The organism is Nocardioides gansuensis (assembly GCF_003076135.1).
Lineage (GTDB): Bacteria > Actinomycetota > Actinomycetes > Propionibacteriales > Nocardioidaceae > Nocardioides > Nocardioides gansuensis.
The window spans coordinates 349253-365321 of record NZ_QDGZ01000002.1 but is presented as its reverse complement, the minus strand read 5'-3'; the positions used below and the strand labels follow the sequence as shown (position 1 = coordinate 365321).

Below are 16069 nucleotides of genomic sequence, written 5' to 3'. Positions count from 1 at the left end.
CATTCAGAGAAATCACTTCTCTATGCAGGAGCATTAGAATGTTTGAATGGCTGTTGATCCGTCCCAGCTCCGCATGCTCGCCTTGGTGGCCGAGCACGGATCGCTGGCTCGCGCCGCAGCCGAGCTGCGACTCACCCCCGGGGCCTTGACCGCCCAGGTGACCAAGGCCGAGCGCGACTGGGGCGTGCCGGTCGTCCATCGCGGACCTCGTGGCGCACGACTCACCGAGGCCGGCTCGGTCCTGGCGAAGTACGGACTCGTGATCGACGAAGCCTGCGACGCGGCCGCTGCCGAGCTCGACGACCTCCTGGGGCGAGCCGTGGCCCGGTTGCGCATCGGGGCCTTCCTCTCCGTGGCTCTTCGAGTCCTGCCCGAGGCGATGACCGCGCTACGGCACCGTCGGCCGGGCAGCGATCTGTCGATCGTGGAAGGCACCAGCACCGATCTTCGCTCCCGGGTCACGCGGGGGGAGCTCGACCTGGCGATAGTGGCCACGTACGACGACGCGCCCGACCTGGCCGCGTGGCTGACCGGGGTGCCGCTGCTCGATGACCCACTGGTCGTATGCCTTCCGGCCGAGCACCGACTGGCCCTCACCCCTCCCGAGAGGCGGGTCCGGTTCTCCCAGCTCCGGCACGAGCCGTGGGTCGCGATCCTCTCGGGCGAGACGGCGCGCGAGCAGTTCGACCGGATAGCGCGTGAGCACGACCTGCGGCCCCGGGTCCAGTTCGAGACCGAGTCCTACGACGTCGCCCAGGCGATGGTCGGCACCGGTCTCGGGGTCGCGGTGCTGTCGCGGCTGGCGGTTCGGCGCACCCCAGGAGCCGTGCACCGCGAGCTCGAACGTCCGCGCCTGAGCCGGCGACTCTGGGCTGTGCACGCCACAGACACCCGACTGGCGCCCCTGGTCGACGAGCTGATCGACCTGCTGCGCGATGTGTGCACGGACCTCCGGGAGGAGTGGCGGGCCAACCCCGTGTCATCGGCGGACTAGGGTGACCGACGTGAGCGATGACGCGTTCGGCACCTTGATGGCCTCGGCCGACCCGCCGCTGATCGTGCTCACCACGGCCGCGGAGAACGAACGGGCCGGGTGCCTGGTCGGATTCCATGTGCAGTCGAGCATCACGCCCCAGCACTACTGCGTGTGGTTGTCGAAGGCCAACCACACCTATCGCGTGAGCCTGCGCACCGCACACTTCGCGGTCCACTTCCTGACGCCGGAGGACTTCACGCTTGCGGAGCGGTTCGGCACCCTCTCGGGTGAGGACACCGACAAGTTCGCAGGCCTCGACGTCGATCTCGACCAGTTCGGCGTCCCGCTGCTGGGGGCATGCCCGAACCGGATGTCACTCGGGCGCATCGCGGTGCTCGACGACGGCAGCGACCATGTCTGCCTCACCACACGGGTGCGCTCGGCCCACACCAGCGGGAGCTTCGTGCCCCTGCGCGTCTCGAGTGCCGCCCACCTCGTCCCCGGCCACGACAGCGAGGAACGGGCGGTCCAGCCGTGACGCTGGCGAAGGCGCTCCCCAGGCACCCAGGCGGGAACACGGCAGCGTGCGCCCTTGGTCGTGGGGGGATCGGCTCGCCCTTCCCGCTCATCTCACCCGCCTGAGCCGGAACGGCTCGCCGAGTCCGCGCTCGACGAACGGCCGGCGGACCGGGTACCGGTTGTACGAAGGGAGGGATGAGACCTGTGGACGCGTTCGGTGTGGTGCTCACCGTCGTCGTACTTCTCGGTGTCGCCGTGCTGATCCTGCTGTTCGAGCGGAAGCGAGCCAGGGAGATCCAGCGCGACCTGAGGTCCATGGCCGACCAGCGCGACGCCGGCCGAACGGACGAAGACGGGAAGGACCACTAGCCTGCGAGCCGGCACGCATGACCGTGCCGTCAGCGCGCCAGGAACACCACCAGCGCAGTCACGCCGACCACCACGATCAGCACTCGCAGCACCGCCGCCGGCAGCCGGCGACCCCAGGTCGCACCCAGCTGCCCGCCGATGATCGAGCCCACGGCGATCAGCAGCGCCACCCGCCAGTCGACGGTGTCGAAGGCGAGGAGCACGAAGACCATGCCGGCGACGCCGTTGCCGAGCGTGCCCAGGATGTTCTTGGCCCCGTTGAGCCGCTGCAGAGTGTCGTCGACGCCGATGCCGAGCACCGCCATCATCAGCACTCCCTGGGCGGCACCGAAGTAGCCGCAGTAGACGCCTACCAGCAGCACCGCGGGCCACACCCACCATGCGCCGTGCTCGGGAACGCCGCCGAGATGCTCGTGCCTCCGGGCGACCCACGCCGAGATCCGCGGCTGCAGCACGACCAGCACGAGCCCGAGCAGGATGAGCACGGGCACGATCGCCTCGAAGGCGCCCGGGGGCAGCACGAGCAGCAGCACGGCGCCCAGCACGGCCCCGATGAACGTGCCTGAGGCGAGCCGGAGCACGCGGCCGCGCTGACCGGCCAGCTCCCGGCGATAGCCGATCGCTCCCGAGACACCGCCCGGCACGAGCCCGATGGCGTTGGAGACGTTGGCGGTCACGGGTGGCACGCCGAACGCCAGCAGGGTCGGGAACGTGATCAGCGTTCCCGACCCCACGATGGTGTTGATGGCACCGGCCGCGACGCCTGCGAGCGCGACCAGCGAGGCTTCGAGCGGCGTCACTGCGTGGGCGTGCTCCCACCCTCACCGACGGAGGGGCCAGGCCCAGCATTTCGTACGGCGCTCGCGCCCGGACGCGTCTGCGCGGCGCTCTCGGCCTCGGCGATGGCCGCCTGGACGGCCTCGCTGGTCTCGCGCTGACCGAGTGCCGCGGATGACTCGGGGATCTGCGGCTCGCTCGGGCCCATGTCGACGCGGGTGCGCGGCGTGGCGTCGCGCGGGATGCCGGCGAGCTCGTTCATCGACGAGCCGAGCCCCTCCAGCGCCTTGGTGATCTCGCTCGGGATGACCCAAACCTTGTTGGCGTCGCCCTCGGCGATCTTGGGCATCATCTGGAGGTACTGGTAGGCCAGGAGCGCCTGGTCGGGCTGACCGTCGTGGATGGCCTGGAAGACGGTCTGGATGGCCTGTCCCTCACCCTGGGCCCGGAGGATCGCGGCCTCCCGCTCGGCCTGTGCGCGCAGGATCTGCGACTCGCGCTCACCCTCGGCGTTGAGGATCGCCGACTGCTTGTTGCCCTCGGCGGTGAGGATGGCCGACTGACGCTGGCCCTCGGCGGAGAGGATGAGCGCCCTCTTGTCACGGTCGGCGCGCATCTGCTTCTCCATCGCGTCCTTGATCGACGGCGGCGGGTCGATGCCCTTGATCTCGACGCGGTTGACCCGGATGCCCCACTTGCCGGTGGCCTCGTCGAGGACGCCACGCAGGCCGTTGTTGATCTCCTCGCGGCTGGTCAGTGTCTGCTCGAGGTCCATGCCGCCGACGATGTTGCGCAGCGTGGTCATGGTGAGCTGCTCGACCGCCTGGATGTAGTTGGCGATCTCGTAGGTCGCGGCGACCGGGTCGGTGACCTGGAAGTAGATGACGGTGTCGATGGAGACGACGAGGTTGTCCTCGGTGATCACCGGTTGCGGCGGGAAGCTCACGACCTGCTCACGCAGGTCGATGAGGTAGCGCACCTTGTCGATGAACGGCACGACGATGTTGAGGCCGGCGGGCAGGGTGCCCTTGTACTTGCCGAAGCGCTCGACGATCCCGGCGCGTGCCTGGGGCACGATCCGCACCGTCTTCGCCATCAGCACGACGACGAACAGGACGAGTAGGACGAACAGGATCAACAAGGCTGTCGACATGGTGCTCCCCGTGGGTGTGGTGGTGGATCAGGACTCGAGGCGTGCGACCGGGTGGACGTAGGCCGTCGCGCCCTTGATCTGGAGGATCTCGACCGTCTCGCCGGCGGCGATGCTCAGGTGCTCGTCGTAGGGCAGCGCGCTCCACTCCTCGCCTGCGACCTTGATGCGGCCGGTGGACAGGCCGGTGATGTCGGCGGTCACGAGCGCGGTGCGGCCGACGAGCTTGCCGTGACCGAGCGAGAGCTCGGGGCCACTGTGCAGCCGCTTGACGACGGTCGGCCGGACCAGCGCCAGCATCGCGACCGAGGCGCCCGCCGCGCAGAGGATCTGGAGGGGGATCGCGAGCCCGGCGACAGCCGCCACCATCCCGACGAGCGCACCGACGGCGAGCATCCCGAGGATCAGGTCGAGACTGAACATCTCAGCGACACCCAGGACGATGCCCAGGCCCAGCCAGGTCTCCCAGAGGTGGTCGCGGATCCAGTCCATGGCGAGACCCTATCCTCCTGTGCCAGTCCTCAAACCGTCCTGTGGCCGTTTCGCCGACGCGCCGCGTAGCGGCCGTGGGAGACGGTGAGCACGAGGGGCATCCCGAAGGTCTCCGAGAGCGCCTCCTCGGTGACGACGCGCTCCAGCGGGCCCGACGCCACGACCCTGCCGTTGCGCAGCATCAGCGCGTGGGTGAACCCGGGGGGGATCTCCTCGACGTGGTGCGAGACCAGGACCGTCGCCGGCGAGTCGGGGTCTGTGGCGAGCACCGACAGCGTGGAGACGAGGTCCTCGCGGCCGCCGAGGTCCAGGCCGGCGGCCGGCTCGTCGAGGAGCAGCATCTCCGGGTCGGTCATCAGCGCCCGCGCGATCTGCACGCGCTTGCGCTCGCCCTCGCTGAGGGTGCCGAAGGTGCGCTCGGCCAGGTGCCTCGCGCCGACCTCGACCAGCAAGTCGGCCGCCCGGTCGTGGTCGAGGGAGTCATAGTGCTCGCGCCACCTGCCCAGCACGCCGTACGACGCGGACACGACGACGTCGCGCACGAGCTCCTCGCGCGGGATGCGGTCGGCCAGCGCCGCGCTGGTCAGGCCGATGCGGGGACGCAGGTCGAAGACGTCGGTGGTGCCGAGGACCTCGCCGAGGATGCCCGCGACACCGGACGTCGGGTGCATCTGGGCAGAGGCGACCTGCAGCAGGGTGGTCTTGCCGGCACCGTTGGGCCCGAGGACGACCCAGCGCTCGTCCTCCTCGACGATCCAGTCGATCCCGTCGAGGAGGGTGGCCTGTCCCCGACGCACCGTGAGGCCGGCGAGCTCGATCACGGCGGTCATGCGGGCCACCCTAGTGGGCGGCCGGACGTATCCTCGCGGCCGTGTACCCCGAACTCCCCCGCTCCGCCCGCCTCGCCTGGTGGGCGACCGCCTGGTTGCGTGGCCACGAGCCCGCCGACCACGTGCTCGACGCGATGGCCGAGCTCGAGGAGGCGCACAGCGTGGTCGGCCTCGAAGGCGGCGGCGGGCTGGTCGACCTGCTCGCCTCCTGGCGGCGCGCCGGTGCCACCGGCGTCGGCCTGGCCCTGCCCGTCGAGGGGGACCCGGTCGGGCTCGGGGGGCCGCGAGCCTTCAACGACGCGGCGCTCGAGGCCGGCGAGGGCGTGGTGGCGGCCGGCGTGGGCGCGGTCCCCGAGCTCGTCGGGGAGGTCGTGCACTGGACCGTGCTGCCCGCCGACCGTCGCCAGCTGGCCGACGTCGGAGAGGCCGACCGCGGCCTGCGGTCCGCGCTGGTCGAGGCGGCCGACGAGCTGGCCGCCCTCGACGTCGCCCGCTGGCGCCCCGAAGCCGCCGACGCGTTGATGGACCTGCACCACCGTCCCGCGCTGGACGCGCCCCTGGGCACCCCGCCACGCTGCGTCGAGCTCGCGGCCCGCGGCCTGCAGGCCTGGGCGATCGTCGACCTGGCGCTGGAGGACGACGGCGGTGCCGTGTCGGCGTACGAGATCGGGCGCCGCCGCGACAGCATGCAGCCACTGGAGCGGGCCGCGCGCCGGGCGGTGGTCGCCGCCTGCTCGCCGGAGGTCTGGCCGCACTGACGCTGCACGAACCTGGCCGGGCCCGGGACGAGACGACCCCACAACCCCACCGTCGAACCGATAGCCTCGACGGCGCCATGGACGCGCCCCAGAACCTCCTCGTCACCCTCACCGGCAAGGACCGCCCCGGTGTCACCTCCGCGGTCTTCCAGGCCTTCGCGGCCGCCGGGGTCGAGGTGCTCGACATCGAGCAGATCGTGCTGCGGCGCCGCCTGGTGCTCGGCGTCCTCGTGACCGAGCCCCGCGACTGGAAGCGGCTGCGCGCCGCCGTCGAGAAGGTCGCCCAGGACCTCGACATGAACGTCGAGGTCGAGCGTGGCGTCGGCGACAACAGGGCCCGGCGCGAAGGCCGGTCCCACGTGACCGTGCTCGGCGCCCCCCTGAAGGCGTCTGCGATGGCGGCCATCGCGGGCCGGATCGCCGACTGCGGCGCCAACATCGACCGCATCGAGCGGATGGCCCGCTACCCGGTCACCGCGATCGAGCTGCACGTGTCCGGCGTCGACCCCGAGGTGCTGCGGCCGCTGCTGTCCGCCGAGGCCGCCCAGCGGGGCCTCGACATCGCCGTCCAGCCGGCCAACCTGCTGCGGCGATCGATGCGGCTGATCGTGATGGACGTCGACTCCACGCTGATCCAGGGCGAGGTCATCGAGATGCTCGCCGCCCACGCCGGCTGCGAGGCCGAGGTCGCGAAGGTGACCGAGGCCGCGATGCGCGGCGAGCTCGACTTCGAGGAGTCCTTGCGCTCGCGGGTGAAGCTGCTGGAGGGCGTGCCGGCCAGCGCGCTGGAGGAGGTGTACGACGCCATCGCGCTCGCGCCGGGCGCCCGCACCCTCGTCCGGACACTGAGGCGGCTGGGCTACCGGTTCGCGATCGTCTCCGGCGGCTTCACCCAGATCACCGACCGGCTGGCCGAGGAGCTCGGCATCCACTACGCGCGGGCCAATGAGCTGGAGATCGTCGACGGAAGGCTCACCGGCCGCATCCTCGGCAAGGTCGTCGACCGGGCCGGCAAGGCGGAGGCGCTGCGTGAGTTCGCCGCCCAGGTCGGCGTGCCGGAGGCGGCCGTGATCGCCATCGGCGACGGCGCCAACGACCTCGACATGCTCAACGCGGCCGGGCTCGGCATCGCCTACAACGCCAAGCCGATGGTGCGCGACGCCGCCGACACGGCCGTCAACGTGCCCTACCTCGACTCGATCCTCTACCTCCTCGGCATCTCCCGGGAGGAGATCGAGGCCGCGGACGCGGAGGCCGGCTTCGTCACCCCCGCGCCGCCTGTCTGAGGCTCAGCCCGCCGGCCCCCCGGGCCACACGCCGACCAGGACGCAGCTGCCGATCGTGTCGTCCACGACCATGCTGGTCCGGAGCCCGGCGGCCGCCATTGCCTCGGTGGTGAGCTCGGCCTGCCCGGCGCTCGTCTCGATCAACAGCGCTCCCCCTGGCGCCAGCCACTCCGGCGCGCCCGCCGCGATGCGTCGGTGCAGGACCACGCCGTCGGCCCCGCCGTCGAGTGCGCGCACGGGCTCGTGGTCACGGGCCTCCGGCGGCATGGTGGCGATCTCCGCGGTCGGCACGTACGGCGCGTTCGCGACGAGGACGTCGACGCGTCCGCGGAGCCGGGGAGGCAACGCGTCGTAGAGGTCGCCCACGTGCACCTGCCCGTGCGGCACGTTCAGGCGCGCGCACTCGGCTGCCACCTCGCACAGGTCGGCGGCGTGCACCTCGTCGGCCGGCACCAGGGCGGCCACCGGTGCTGCCCCGCAGCACAGCTCGACCAGCACCGAGCGTGCCCGCACCCGCTGGGCCGCCACGCGCACGAGCAGCGCCGTCCGCTGCCTCGGCACGAAGACGCCCGGCTGCACGACGAGCCGCCGGCCGCACAGCTCGACCCAGCCGAGCAGCGGCTCCAGCGGCGACCCGGCCACGCGCGCGGCGACCAGCGCCTCCAGCTCGACTCCCTCGTGACCGGTCGCGCGCAGCAGGCGGGCCTCCTCCTCGGCGTACACGCACCCCGCAGCTCGCAGCCGGGCCACGAGCGGGTCTGGCGTGGTGATCAACCTCGCCCCACGTGGAAGGCGACGAGGGTCGCGGTGCCCATGTCGAGGTCGGCCCACTCACCGTCGAAGGCGAACACGGCGACCGCCGAGGTCGGGAAGCCGTCCTCGTTCATCCGGCCGGCCACCTCCGGGTCGCCCTCGCCATCGTCGAGCATCTGGGCGAGAGAGGCCATCGTGGGGTTGTGGCCGACGACCACGAGCGTCGTCGTCTCGGGCGGGGTCAGCCGGACCAGGTCGAGGGCGGTCTCGGGCCCGGCAGAGTAGAGGCCGCGGTCGAAGTCGGCCTCCAGGTCCCAGCCGGCCGCCTCGGCGATGTCGGTCCAGGTCTCGACCGTGCGGACTGAGCTGGAGACGAGCGCGGCGTCGGGGCCGATCCCCTGGGTGGCGAGCCACCGGCCCGCGTCCGCCGCGTCGCCGTGGCCACGCTCAGCCAGGTGGCGCTCGAAGTCGGGGGTCCCCGACTGCTCGGCCTTGCTGTGCCGCACCACCACCAGGGTCCGCAGAGTCATGCGCACACTCTCCCAGCCACCACCCGACGTGTCATGCCGCGGCCGCCTTCAGCGCGCGGAACGCGAGGCCGTCGACCGAGCGGTCGGTGGCGGCCAGCGCCACGGCTGCGCGGCCGGTGGCCGGGTCGGCGACCAGGGCCGAGCGGAAGCCGTAGGTGCCGCCGTTGTGGAAGAGGCAGCCGGCCGCCGGGCCGCGCCGCAGGACCAGCCAGCCCAGGCCATGCCCCACCCCGGCGGTCTCCACCACCGGCGTCGCCGCGAGGCGCATCGCCTCGCCCAGCTCGCCCTCCGGCGGGTCGACGACGTGGGCCGCGAACCGCTGCATGTCCTCGATGCTCGACCAGAGCGCGCCGCACCCGGCCATCGCGTCGAAGCCCCAGGCACGCGCCCGTGCGCGGCCCCGGCGGGTGTGTCCGGTCAGCGTGCGGCTCGCCGGAGGCGTGGTGGTCGTGTCGGCGAGGCCGAGGGGCTCGCAGACCTCGGCGTGCACGAGGTCGCCGTACGCCGTGCCCGCGGCGGCGGCGAGCGCGTGACCCAGCAGCCCGAAGCCGAGGTTGGAGTAGCGAGGTCGTCCCGCGCCGCGCAGCCGCGCGGACCCGACAGCAGCGCGCAGCCGCCCTGCGTCGATCCCGGCATAGGGGTCGGCGTCACGGGTCAGCGCGTGCCTCCAGACCGATCCCGGCACGCGCGGGAGTCCGGCCGTGTGCGTCGCGAGCTGTCCCAGGGTGATCGGCGCCCGGGCTTCGAGGCCGGGCAGCAGGGCGGCCACCGGGGTCTCGAGGGTGACGTCGCCGCGGACGACCGCCCGCGCGAGCACCAGGGCGGTGAAGACCTTGGTGACCGACCCGATCTGCCAGAGCGCGCCGGGCGGCACCTCGTGCCGGCCGGCCCGGTGGATGCCGCCGCCGCCCGGACCGGTCGTGGCGACGGCGAGCGCACTGTGGTGCGGCGCGGTCCGGCCGATGAGTGCGTCCAGGTCGTCGAGGCGGCTCACGCCCGCCAACCTAGTGGCGGGCGCCAACCGCTCTCAGAGGCCCATCGCGTGGAAGCCGCCGTCCACGTGGACGATCTCCCCCGTCGTCGCCGGGAAGAAGTCGCTGAGCAGGGCCACGACCGCCTTCGCGGTGGGCTCGTGGTCGCCCTCGTCCCAGCCGAGCGGAGCCCGGTCCTTCCAGGACGTCTCCAGCGCCTCGAAGCCCGGGATGGCCTTCGCGGCCAGCGTCTTGAGCGGTCCGGCGGACACCAGGTTGCAGCGGATGCCGTGCGGGCCCAGGTCCCGGGCCAGGTAGCGGGAGGTGGACTCGAGCCCGGCCTTGGCCACGCCCATCCAGTCGTACGCCGGCCAGGCGATCGAGGCGTCGAACGTGAGCCCGACGATCGAGCCACCGGTCGGCATCAGCGGCCGGCAGGCCACCGCGAGCGACTTCAGGGAGTAGGCCGAGACCTGCACGGCCTGGGCGACGTCGGGCCAGGGCCCGTCCAGGAACTTGCCGCCGAGCAGCGTCTCGGGGTTGCCGTAGGCGATCGAGTGCACGACGCCGTCGAGCCCGTCGACGTGCTCGCGCACCTGGTCGGCCAGCCCTGCGAGGTGGTCGTCGTCGGTGACGTCCAGCTCGAGCACGGGCGGCTCCACCGGGAGCCGCTTGGCGATCCGGCGGGTGATGCCCAGCGCCCGTCCGAAGTTGGAGATGAGCACGGTCGCGCCCTGCTCCTGGGCCACGCGCGCGGTGGCGAACCCGATCGAGCTGTCCATCGTGACGCCCGCGACGAGGATGCGCTTGCCTTCGAGGATTCCCATGTCTCTCTCCTTCTCAGTGGCCCATGCCGAGGCCGCCGTCGACCGGGATGACCGCCCCGGTGACATAGGCCGCGCCGTCGGAAGCCAGCCACGTGACGGCCGAGGCGACCTCGACGGGCGTGGCGTAGCGGCCGAGCGGCACCTGGGTCTTGATGGTCTGCTTCTGGTCGTCGGTCAGCACCTCGGTCATGTCGGTCTCGACGAAGCCCGGGGCGACCACGTTGGTGGTGATGGAGCGGCTGCCGAGCTCGCGCGCGAGCGAGCGGGCCATCCCGACCAGGCCCGACTTGGAGGCCGCGTAGTTGACCTGGCCGGCGGAGCCCAGCAGGCCCACCACCGACGAGATCAGGATGATCCGGCCGCGGCGCAGCCGGAGCATGCCCTTGGCCGCGCGCTTCACGACCCGGAACGACCCGGTGAGGTTGGTCTCGATGACGCGCGACCAGTCGTCGTCGCTCATCCGCAGCACGAGGGTGTCCTGGGTGATGCCGGCGTTGGCCACCAGGACTTCCACGGGGCCGTGGGCCTCCTCGACCTGGGCGAACGCCGCGTCGACGGCCGCCGGGTCGGTGATGTCGCAGCGTACGTCGAGGGCGCCCTCGGGGGCTCCGCCGTTGCGGGTGGTGACGGCGACCTTGTCGCCCTGGGCGAGGAAGGCCTCGGCAATGGCGCGACCGATGCCTCGGTTGCCGCCGGTGACGAGGACTGAACGAGGTGTCTGGCTCACGTCGTACGACGCTAGTGATTACCGCGGGGTACGCCGAGCCGACGCGACGGGGCTCACTCGTCTTCGAGCCGGAAGCCCACCTTGATGCCGACCTGGAAGTGCTCGACCTCACCGTCCTTGGCCTGGCCGCGGATCTGCGTGACCTCGAACCAGTCGATGTGGCGCAGGGTCTGGCCGGCCCGTGAGATGCCGTTGCGGATGGCCTGGTCGATGCCGTCGGGCGAGGTCCCGACGATCTCGGTGACGCGGTAGGTGCGGTTGGACATGGGGCCTCCTGGTGACGTCGGATTCTGCCGTGATCCCCTGAGCGTAGCGACGTAGAGTGGAGCCATGGCCCGGTCCGAAGCCGTCCGCATCACCACTGCGGGGACGAGCCGGGCCGACGACATCGCAGCCCGGCAGAAGCGCTACATCATCTCGATGGCGATCCGCACCGCCTGCTTCATCGGCGCGGTCGCCGTCGGCCCGGGGTGGCTGCGGTGGGTGCTGGTGGCTGCGGCCCTGCTGCTCCCCTACGTCGCCGTGGTGCTGGCCAACCCGGAGACGCACAAGGAGGACGGGTTCGCCCTGCTCGACGGCCGCCAGGACAAGGAGCTTCCGGGCCCCGAGAATCGCCCGTGACTCGTTGTTGGCATCACCGCGCCGTCATGCAAGAATCGACGTGCGGCTCCGGCATCCCCCGTCCGGAGTCTCATCAGGTGCCGGACGGCTTCCCCCGTGGTTGTCCGGCACCTGGCTCATTTCCGCCCCGTACGCCGCGAGGTCCGCGTGAGTCCTGACACCTGCTCGGCCAAGGGCTGCACCGCGCCGGCCGCGTGGCGGCTGCTGTGGAACAACCCGAAGATCCACACGCCCGACCGCCGCAAGACGTGGCTGGCGTGCGACGCCCACAAGGGGTCGCTCTCCGACTTCCTCGGGGCGCGCGGCTTCCTCCGGGAGGTCGAGCCGCACAGCCCCGCAGGGGCCTGAGTCAGGCCAGCGCGCCGTCGCGGACGGTGACCCGCCCGCCGTACACCGTGTGCACGACCTTCGAGGTGAGCGACCGCCCGTGCCACGGGTTGTTGCGCGACAGCGAGACCGAGTCGTCGCGGTCGACGGTGACCGACGCCGTCGGGTCGACCAGCGTCACGTGGCCCGGCTCTCCTGGCGAGAGTGTGCCGCCGTGCCCGTCGAGGCGCGCGATGCGGGCCGGCGACTGCGACATCACGCGCGCGACGTCGGCCCACGTGAACGTCTCGTCCATCACCGTGCGGACTACCGAGAGGGCCGTCTCCAGGCCGAGCATGCCGAAGGCCGCGTCGACGAACGCGTGCTCCTTGTCGTGGCGGGCGTGCGGCGCGTGGTCGGTGGCGACGGCGTCGATGGTGCCGTCGGCCAGGGCCTCCCGCAGGACCTTCACGTCCTCCTCCGGCCGCAGCGGCGGGTTGACCTTGTAGGTCGGGTCGAAGGTGGTGAGCAGGTCGGTGGTGAGCAGGAGGTGGTGCGGCGTGACTTCGGCGGTCACGTCGATGCCCTGCGCCTTCGCCCAGCGGACCACCTCGACCGAGCCGGCCGTCGACACGTGCGCGACGTGCACGCGCGAGCCGGTGTGGCGGGCGAGCATCACGTCGCGGGCGACGATGACCTCCTCGGCGATGCCGGGCCACCCGGGCAGCCCGAGACGGCCGGAGACCTCGCCCTCGTGGCAGCAGGCGGCCGGGCCGGCGAGCGTCGGCTCCTGGGCGTGCTGGGAGACGACGCCGCCGAACGCCTTGACGTACTCCAGCGCCCGGCGCATCACGCGGGCGTCGTGGACGCACCTGCCGTCGTCGGAGAAGACCCGGACGCGGGCGCGCGAGCGGGCCATCAGCCCGAGCTCTGCGAGCTCCTCCCCGGCCAGGCCCTTGGTCACCGCACCGACCGGGACGACGTCGACCAGGCCGGCCTCGCGGCCCAGCTCCCAGACCCGGATCGCCGCCTCGGCGGTGTCGGTGACGGGGGTCGTGTTGGCCATCGCCAGCACGGCGGTGTAGCCGCCGACGGCCGCGGCCCGCGACCCGGTGAGCACCGTCTCGGCGTCCTCCCGGCCGGGCTCGCGGAGGTGGGTGTGCAGGTCGACCAGCCCGGGCAGCGCCACCAGGCCGTCCGCGTCGAGGGTCTCGACCCCGCGCGACCGGCCGGCGCCCGCGGGCAGTTCGCCGACCAGCCGCCCCGCGTCGTCGACGTACAGGTCCTTCCGTGGGCCGCCCATCAGCGACGCACCGGTGATCACGAGGCTCATGCCGAGCCCTCCTCTCCCGCAAGCAGGTGGTAGAGCACGGCCATGCGCACTGCCAGGCCGCTGGAGACCTGCTCGAGCACCACCGACTGGGCCGCGTCCGCGGCGTCGGCGGCGATCTCCAGGCCGCGGTTCATCGGGCCCGGGTGGCAGATCGGGGCGTCGGGCTTGAGCAGCGCCAGCCGGTCCTTGGTGAGGCCGTAGCCGACTGTGTACTCACGGGCGCTCGGGAAGTAGCCGCCCGACATGCGCTCGCGCTGGACGCGCAGCATCATCACGGCGTCGGCGTCCGGGAGGACGGCGTCCACGTCGTACGACGTCTCGAAGCCGGCCTCCTTGGACCACGGCTCGATGCCGCTCGGCATCAGGGTCGGCGGCGCGACGACGGTGACCTGGGCACCCAGCTTGGTCAGCAGCTTGACGTTGCTGCGGAACACCCGGCTGTGGGTGAGGTCGCCGATGATCGCGACGTGGCGGCCCTCGAGGGAGCCGAGCCGGCGCTGGAGCGTGTAGGCGTCGAGCAGAGCCTGCGTGGGGTGCTCGTGCATGCCGTCGCCGGCGTTGACCACCGACGCGTCGACCCACTCGCTGACCTGGCGGGCGGCGCCGCTGGCGGGGTGGCGGATCACCAGCCCGTCGACGCCCATCGCGCAGACGGTGAGCACCGTGTCGCGCAGGCTCTCGCCCTTCGACGCGCTCGACCCCTTGGCAGAGATGTTGATGACGTCGGCGGAGAGCCACTTGCCGGCGATCTCGAAGCTCGAGCGGGTGCGCGTGGAGTCCTCGAAGAACATGTTCACGACCGTGCGGCCGCGCAGCGCGGGCAGCTTCTTGACCTCGCGCGTCTGCACGTCGTGCATGTCGGCCGCGGTCTCGAAGATCTCCTGGACCAGGTCGACCGAGAGGTCGTCGATGGAGAGCAGGTGCTTCACGAGAGGGTCACCTCGTCCAGTCCGTCGATCTCCTCCACGCGCACGCTGACCCGCTCGGCGCGGGCGCTCGGGAGGTTCTTGCCGACGTGGTCCGCACGGATCGGCAGCTCGCGGTGTCCGCGGTCGACCAGCACCGCCAGTCGCACGGCTGCCGGCCGGCCCAGGTCGGCCAGCGCGTCGAGGGCGGCCCGGATGGTGCGGCCGGAGAAGAGGACGTCGTCGACGAGGACGACGACCTTGTCGTCGATGCCGCCGGCGGGCAGCTGGGTCTTGTGCGCGCGACGGGTGGGCTGCTTGCGCAGGTCGTCGCGGTACATGGTCACGTCGAGCTCGCCGACGGCCACGGGTGCGCCCTCGACCGCGGCGATCCGGTCGGCGACGCGTCGGGCCAGCGGCACGCCCCGGGTGTGCAGGCCGAGCAGGACGAGGTCGGTGGCGCCCTTGTTGCGCTCGAGGATCTCGTGGGAGATGCGGGCCAGCGCCCGGGAGATGTCACGGGCGTCGAGGACGGTGCGTGCCTCGGGGACGGTGCGGGCTGGCTCTTCGGGCATGGGCCGCTCCGGACCTCCTTCTCCGCCTCACGGGACGGCTCGTTAAAGGATGTCTTCGGGCGTGACTCTAACAGGCGTCACTTCTCCAGGATCGCGACGACGCCCATGCCGCCGGCGGCGCAGACGGAGATCAGGCCACGGCCCGAGCCCTTGTGGTCGAGCAGCTTGGCCAGGTTGGCGACGATGCGGCCACCGGTCGCGGCGAACGGGTGACCCGCGGCCAGCGACGAGCCCTTGACGTTGAGCTTGCCGCGGTCGATCGAGCCCAGCGACGCGTCGAGGCCCAGGCGCTCCTTGCAGAACACCGGGTCCTCCCACGCCTTGAGCGTGGAGAGCACCTGCGAGGCGAAGGCCTCGTGGATCTCGTAGTAGTCGAAGTCCTGCAGGGTGAGGCCGTTGCGGGCCAGCAGGCGCGGCACGGCGTAGGCAGGTGCCATCAGCAGGCCCTCGCCACCGTTCACGAAGTCGACCGCGGCGAGCTCGGAGTCGACGAACCAGGCCAGCGGCTGGAGGCGGTGTGCCTCCGCCCACTCCTCGCTGCCCAGCAGCACCGCGGAGGCGCCGTCGGTCAGCGGGGTGGAGTTGCCGGCCGTCATGGTGGCGGCCACGCCCTTGCCGAAGACCGGCTTGAGCCTGGCGAGCTTCTCCACCGAGGAGTCGGGGCGCAGGTTGTTGTCGCGCTCGACGCCGCGGAACGGGGTGACCAGGTCGTCCTGCCAGCCCTCGTCGTAGGCCCTGCCGAGGTTCTGGTGCGACGTCGCGGCCAGCTCGTCCTGGGCCTCGCGGGTGATCTGCCACTCCAGTGCGGTCAGCGCCTGGTGCTCGCCCATCGAGAGCCGGGTCCGCGGCTCGCCGTTGGACGGCGCGTCGAGGCCGATGTCGCCGGGGCGGATGGTGGCGAGGATGGCCAGGCGGGCCTTGAGGTCCTTGGCGCTGTTGAGGAGCAGCAGCTTCTTGCGCAGGCCGTCGCTGAGGGCGATGGGGGCGTCGGACGTGGTGTCGGTGCCGCCGCCGATGCCGGACTCCAGCTGGCCGACCGCGATCTTGGTGGCGATGTAGTTGATCGCCTGGAGGCCGGTGCCGCAGGCCTGCTGCATGTCGATGCCGGGGGTCTCCGGCGAGAGCCTGCTGCCGAGGACCGACTCGCGGGTGAGGTTGAAGTCGCGCGCGTGCTTGAGCACCGCGCCGGCCGCCACCTCGCCGAGGCGCTCGCCTTCCAGGCCGTAGCGGGCGACGAGCCCGTCGATCGCGGCGGTCAGCATCTCCTGGTTGGACACGCCGGCGTAGGCGGTGTTGGACCGGGCGAAGGGGATCCGGTTGCCGCCGAGGACGGCGACGCGGCGGGTCTGGGCCTGCATGTGCAC

General features: G+C 72.1%; 21 protein-coding genes. 7 read left to right on the top strand and 14 right to left on the bottom strand.

All coding sequences use genetic code 11. The annotated features are described in order from the left end of the window. Positions 1-46 precede the first annotated feature (46 nt). From DDE18_RS06000 to DDE18_RS22840, 3 genes are all read left to right on the top strand, one after another. A complete protein-coding gene (locus DDE18_RS06000) occupies positions 47-994 on the top strand; it encodes a LysR family transcriptional regulator (protein WP_116571326.1) in 948 nt (315 codons plus the stop codon). A 10-nt stretch (positions 995-1004) separates the two neighbouring features. Beyond that, positions 1005-1514 carry a flavin reductase family protein gene (locus DDE18_RS05995; protein WP_116571519.1) on the top strand — a complete coding sequence of 170 codons (510 nt, stop codon included), beginning with the start codon at positions 1005-1007 and terminating at the stop codon, positions 1512-1514. A gap of 176 nt (positions 1515-1690) precedes the next feature. Continuing rightward, entirely contained in the window at positions 1691-1864 is a 174-nt protein-coding gene (locus DDE18_RS22840; RefSeq protein WP_165821055.1) for a hypothetical protein, read from the top strand. Positions 1865-1893: 29 nt separating this feature from the next. Here the strand turns inward: DDE18_RS22840 and DDE18_RS05990 are convergent, their stop codons facing one another. The 4 genes from DDE18_RS05990 to DDE18_RS05975 are packed head-to-tail and all read right to left on the bottom strand — an operon-like array spanning position 1894 to position 5113. Next, complete coding sequence (locus DDE18_RS05990) at positions 1894-2664, bottom strand: sulfite exporter TauE/SafE family protein (protein WP_116571325.1); 771 nt, start codon at positions 2662-2664, stop codon at positions 1894-1896. Further along, positions 2661-3794, bottom strand: a complete 1134-nt coding sequence (locus tag DDE18_RS05985; protein WP_116571324.1) for an SPFH domain-containing protein — start codon at positions 3792-3794, stop codon at positions 2661-2663. Before DDE18_RS05985 ends, DDE18_RS05990 begins: the two co-directional genes overlap by 4 nt. Before the next feature lie 27 nt (positions 3795-3821). Then, a complete protein-coding gene (locus DDE18_RS05980; protein WP_116571323.1) occupies positions 3822-4283 on the bottom strand; it encodes an NfeD family protein in 462 nt (153 codons plus the stop codon). 29 nt (positions 4284-4312) lie between these two features. Then, positions 4313-5113, bottom strand: a complete 801-nt coding sequence (locus DDE18_RS05975) for an ABC transporter ATP-binding protein (RefSeq protein WP_116571322.1) — start codon at positions 5111-5113, stop codon at positions 4313-4315. Between the two features lie 41 nt (positions 5114-5154). Between DDE18_RS05975 and DDE18_RS05970 the strand changes: the two genes are divergently transcribed. Both DDE18_RS05970 and serB read left to right on the top strand, forming a co-directional pair. Further along, positions 5155-5871, top strand: a complete 717-nt coding sequence (locus tag DDE18_RS05970; RefSeq protein WP_116571321.1) for a hypothetical protein — start codon at positions 5155-5157, stop codon at positions 5869-5871. 77 nt (positions 5872-5948) lie between these two features. After that, on the top strand, positions 5949-7157 hold the full coding sequence (serB, locus tag DDE18_RS05965) for a phosphoserine phosphatase SerB (RefSeq protein ID WP_116571320.1): 1209 nt from the start codon (positions 5949-5951) through the stop codon (positions 7155-7157). Between the two features lie 3 nt (positions 7158-7160). Here serB and DDE18_RS05960 read toward each other — a convergent pair whose 3' ends face one another. The 6 genes from DDE18_RS05960 to DDE18_RS05935 are packed head-to-tail and all read right to left on the bottom strand — an operon-like array spanning position 7161 to position 11231. After that, positions 7161-7931, bottom strand: coding sequence for a putative protein N(5)-glutamine methyltransferase (locus DDE18_RS05960; protein ID WP_211754424.1), 771 nt, complete (start codon positions 7929-7931; stop codon positions 7161-7163). Continuing rightward, complete coding sequence (locus tag DDE18_RS05955; RefSeq protein ID WP_245916466.1) at positions 7928-8440, bottom strand: SixA phosphatase family protein; 513 nt, start codon at positions 8438-8440, stop codon at positions 7928-7930. The genes DDE18_RS05960 and DDE18_RS05955 overlap by 4 nt, the downstream gene beginning before the upstream one ends. Before the next feature lie 31 nt (positions 8441-8471). Beyond that, positions 8472-9434 carry a serine hydrolase domain-containing protein gene (locus tag DDE18_RS05950; protein WP_165821054.1) on the bottom strand — a complete coding sequence of 321 codons (963 nt, stop codon included), beginning with the start codon at positions 9432-9434 and terminating at the stop codon, positions 8472-8474. Positions 9435-9467: 33 nt separating this feature from the next. Continuing rightward, on the bottom strand, positions 9468-10238 hold the full coding sequence (gene fabI / locus DDE18_RS05945; RefSeq protein ID WP_116571318.1) for an enoyl-ACP reductase FabI: 771 nt from the start codon (positions 10236-10238) through the stop codon (positions 9468-9470). A gap of 13 nt (positions 10239-10251) precedes the next feature. Next, positions 10252-10965 carry a beta-ketoacyl-ACP reductase gene (gene fabG / locus DDE18_RS05940; protein ID WP_116571317.1) on the bottom strand — a complete coding sequence of 238 codons (714 nt, stop codon included), beginning with the start codon at positions 10963-10965 and terminating at the stop codon, positions 10252-10254. Positions 10966-11018: 53 nt separating this feature from the next. After that, the gene (locus tag DDE18_RS05935) at positions 11019-11231 is read right to left on the bottom strand and encodes a dodecin (RefSeq protein WP_116571316.1); all 213 of its coding nucleotides are present in this window, start codon (positions 11229-11231) and stop codon (positions 11019-11021) included. Between the two features lie 64 nt (positions 11232-11295). Between DDE18_RS05935 and DDE18_RS05930 the strand changes: the two genes are divergently transcribed. Together DDE18_RS05930 and DDE18_RS05925 are read left to right on the top strand one after the other, a co-directional pair. Next, positions 11296-11586 carry a DUF3099 domain-containing protein gene (locus DDE18_RS05930; protein ID WP_116571315.1) on the top strand — a complete coding sequence of 97 codons (291 nt, stop codon included), beginning with the start codon at positions 11296-11298 and terminating at the stop codon, positions 11584-11586. Between the two features lie 147 nt (positions 11587-11733). Then, entirely contained in the window at positions 11734-11934 is a 201-nt protein-coding gene (locus DDE18_RS05925) for an acetone carboxylase (RefSeq protein ID WP_116571314.1), read from the top strand. A gap of 1 nt (position 11935) precedes the next feature. Here DDE18_RS05925 and DDE18_RS05920 read toward each other — a convergent pair whose 3' ends face one another. From DDE18_RS05920 to DDE18_RS05905, 4 genes are all read right to left on the bottom strand, one after another. Beyond that, complete coding sequence (locus DDE18_RS05920; RefSeq protein ID WP_116571313.1) at positions 11936-13225, bottom strand: dihydroorotase; 1290 nt, start codon at positions 13223-13225, stop codon at positions 11936-11938. After that, positions 13222-14154, bottom strand: coding sequence for an aspartate carbamoyltransferase catalytic subunit (locus DDE18_RS05915; protein ID WP_116571312.1), 933 nt, complete (start codon positions 14152-14154; stop codon positions 13222-13224). The genes DDE18_RS05920 and DDE18_RS05915 overlap by 4 nt, the downstream gene beginning before the upstream one ends. After that, a complete protein-coding gene (pyrR, locus tag DDE18_RS05910) occupies positions 14151-14705 on the bottom strand; it encodes a bifunctional pyr operon transcriptional regulator/uracil phosphoribosyltransferase PyrR (RefSeq protein ID WP_116571311.1) in 555 nt (184 codons plus the stop codon). Before pyrR ends, DDE18_RS05915 begins: the two co-directional genes overlap by 4 nt. A gap of 77 nt (positions 14706-14782) precedes the next feature. Beyond that, positions 14783-16063 (bottom strand): acetyl-CoA C-acetyltransferase, encoded by a 1281-nt coding sequence (locus DDE18_RS05905; RefSeq protein ID WP_116571310.1) that lies wholly within the window; start codon positions 16061-16063, stop codon positions 14783-14785. Between the last annotated feature and the right edge of the window lie 6 nt (positions 16064-16069).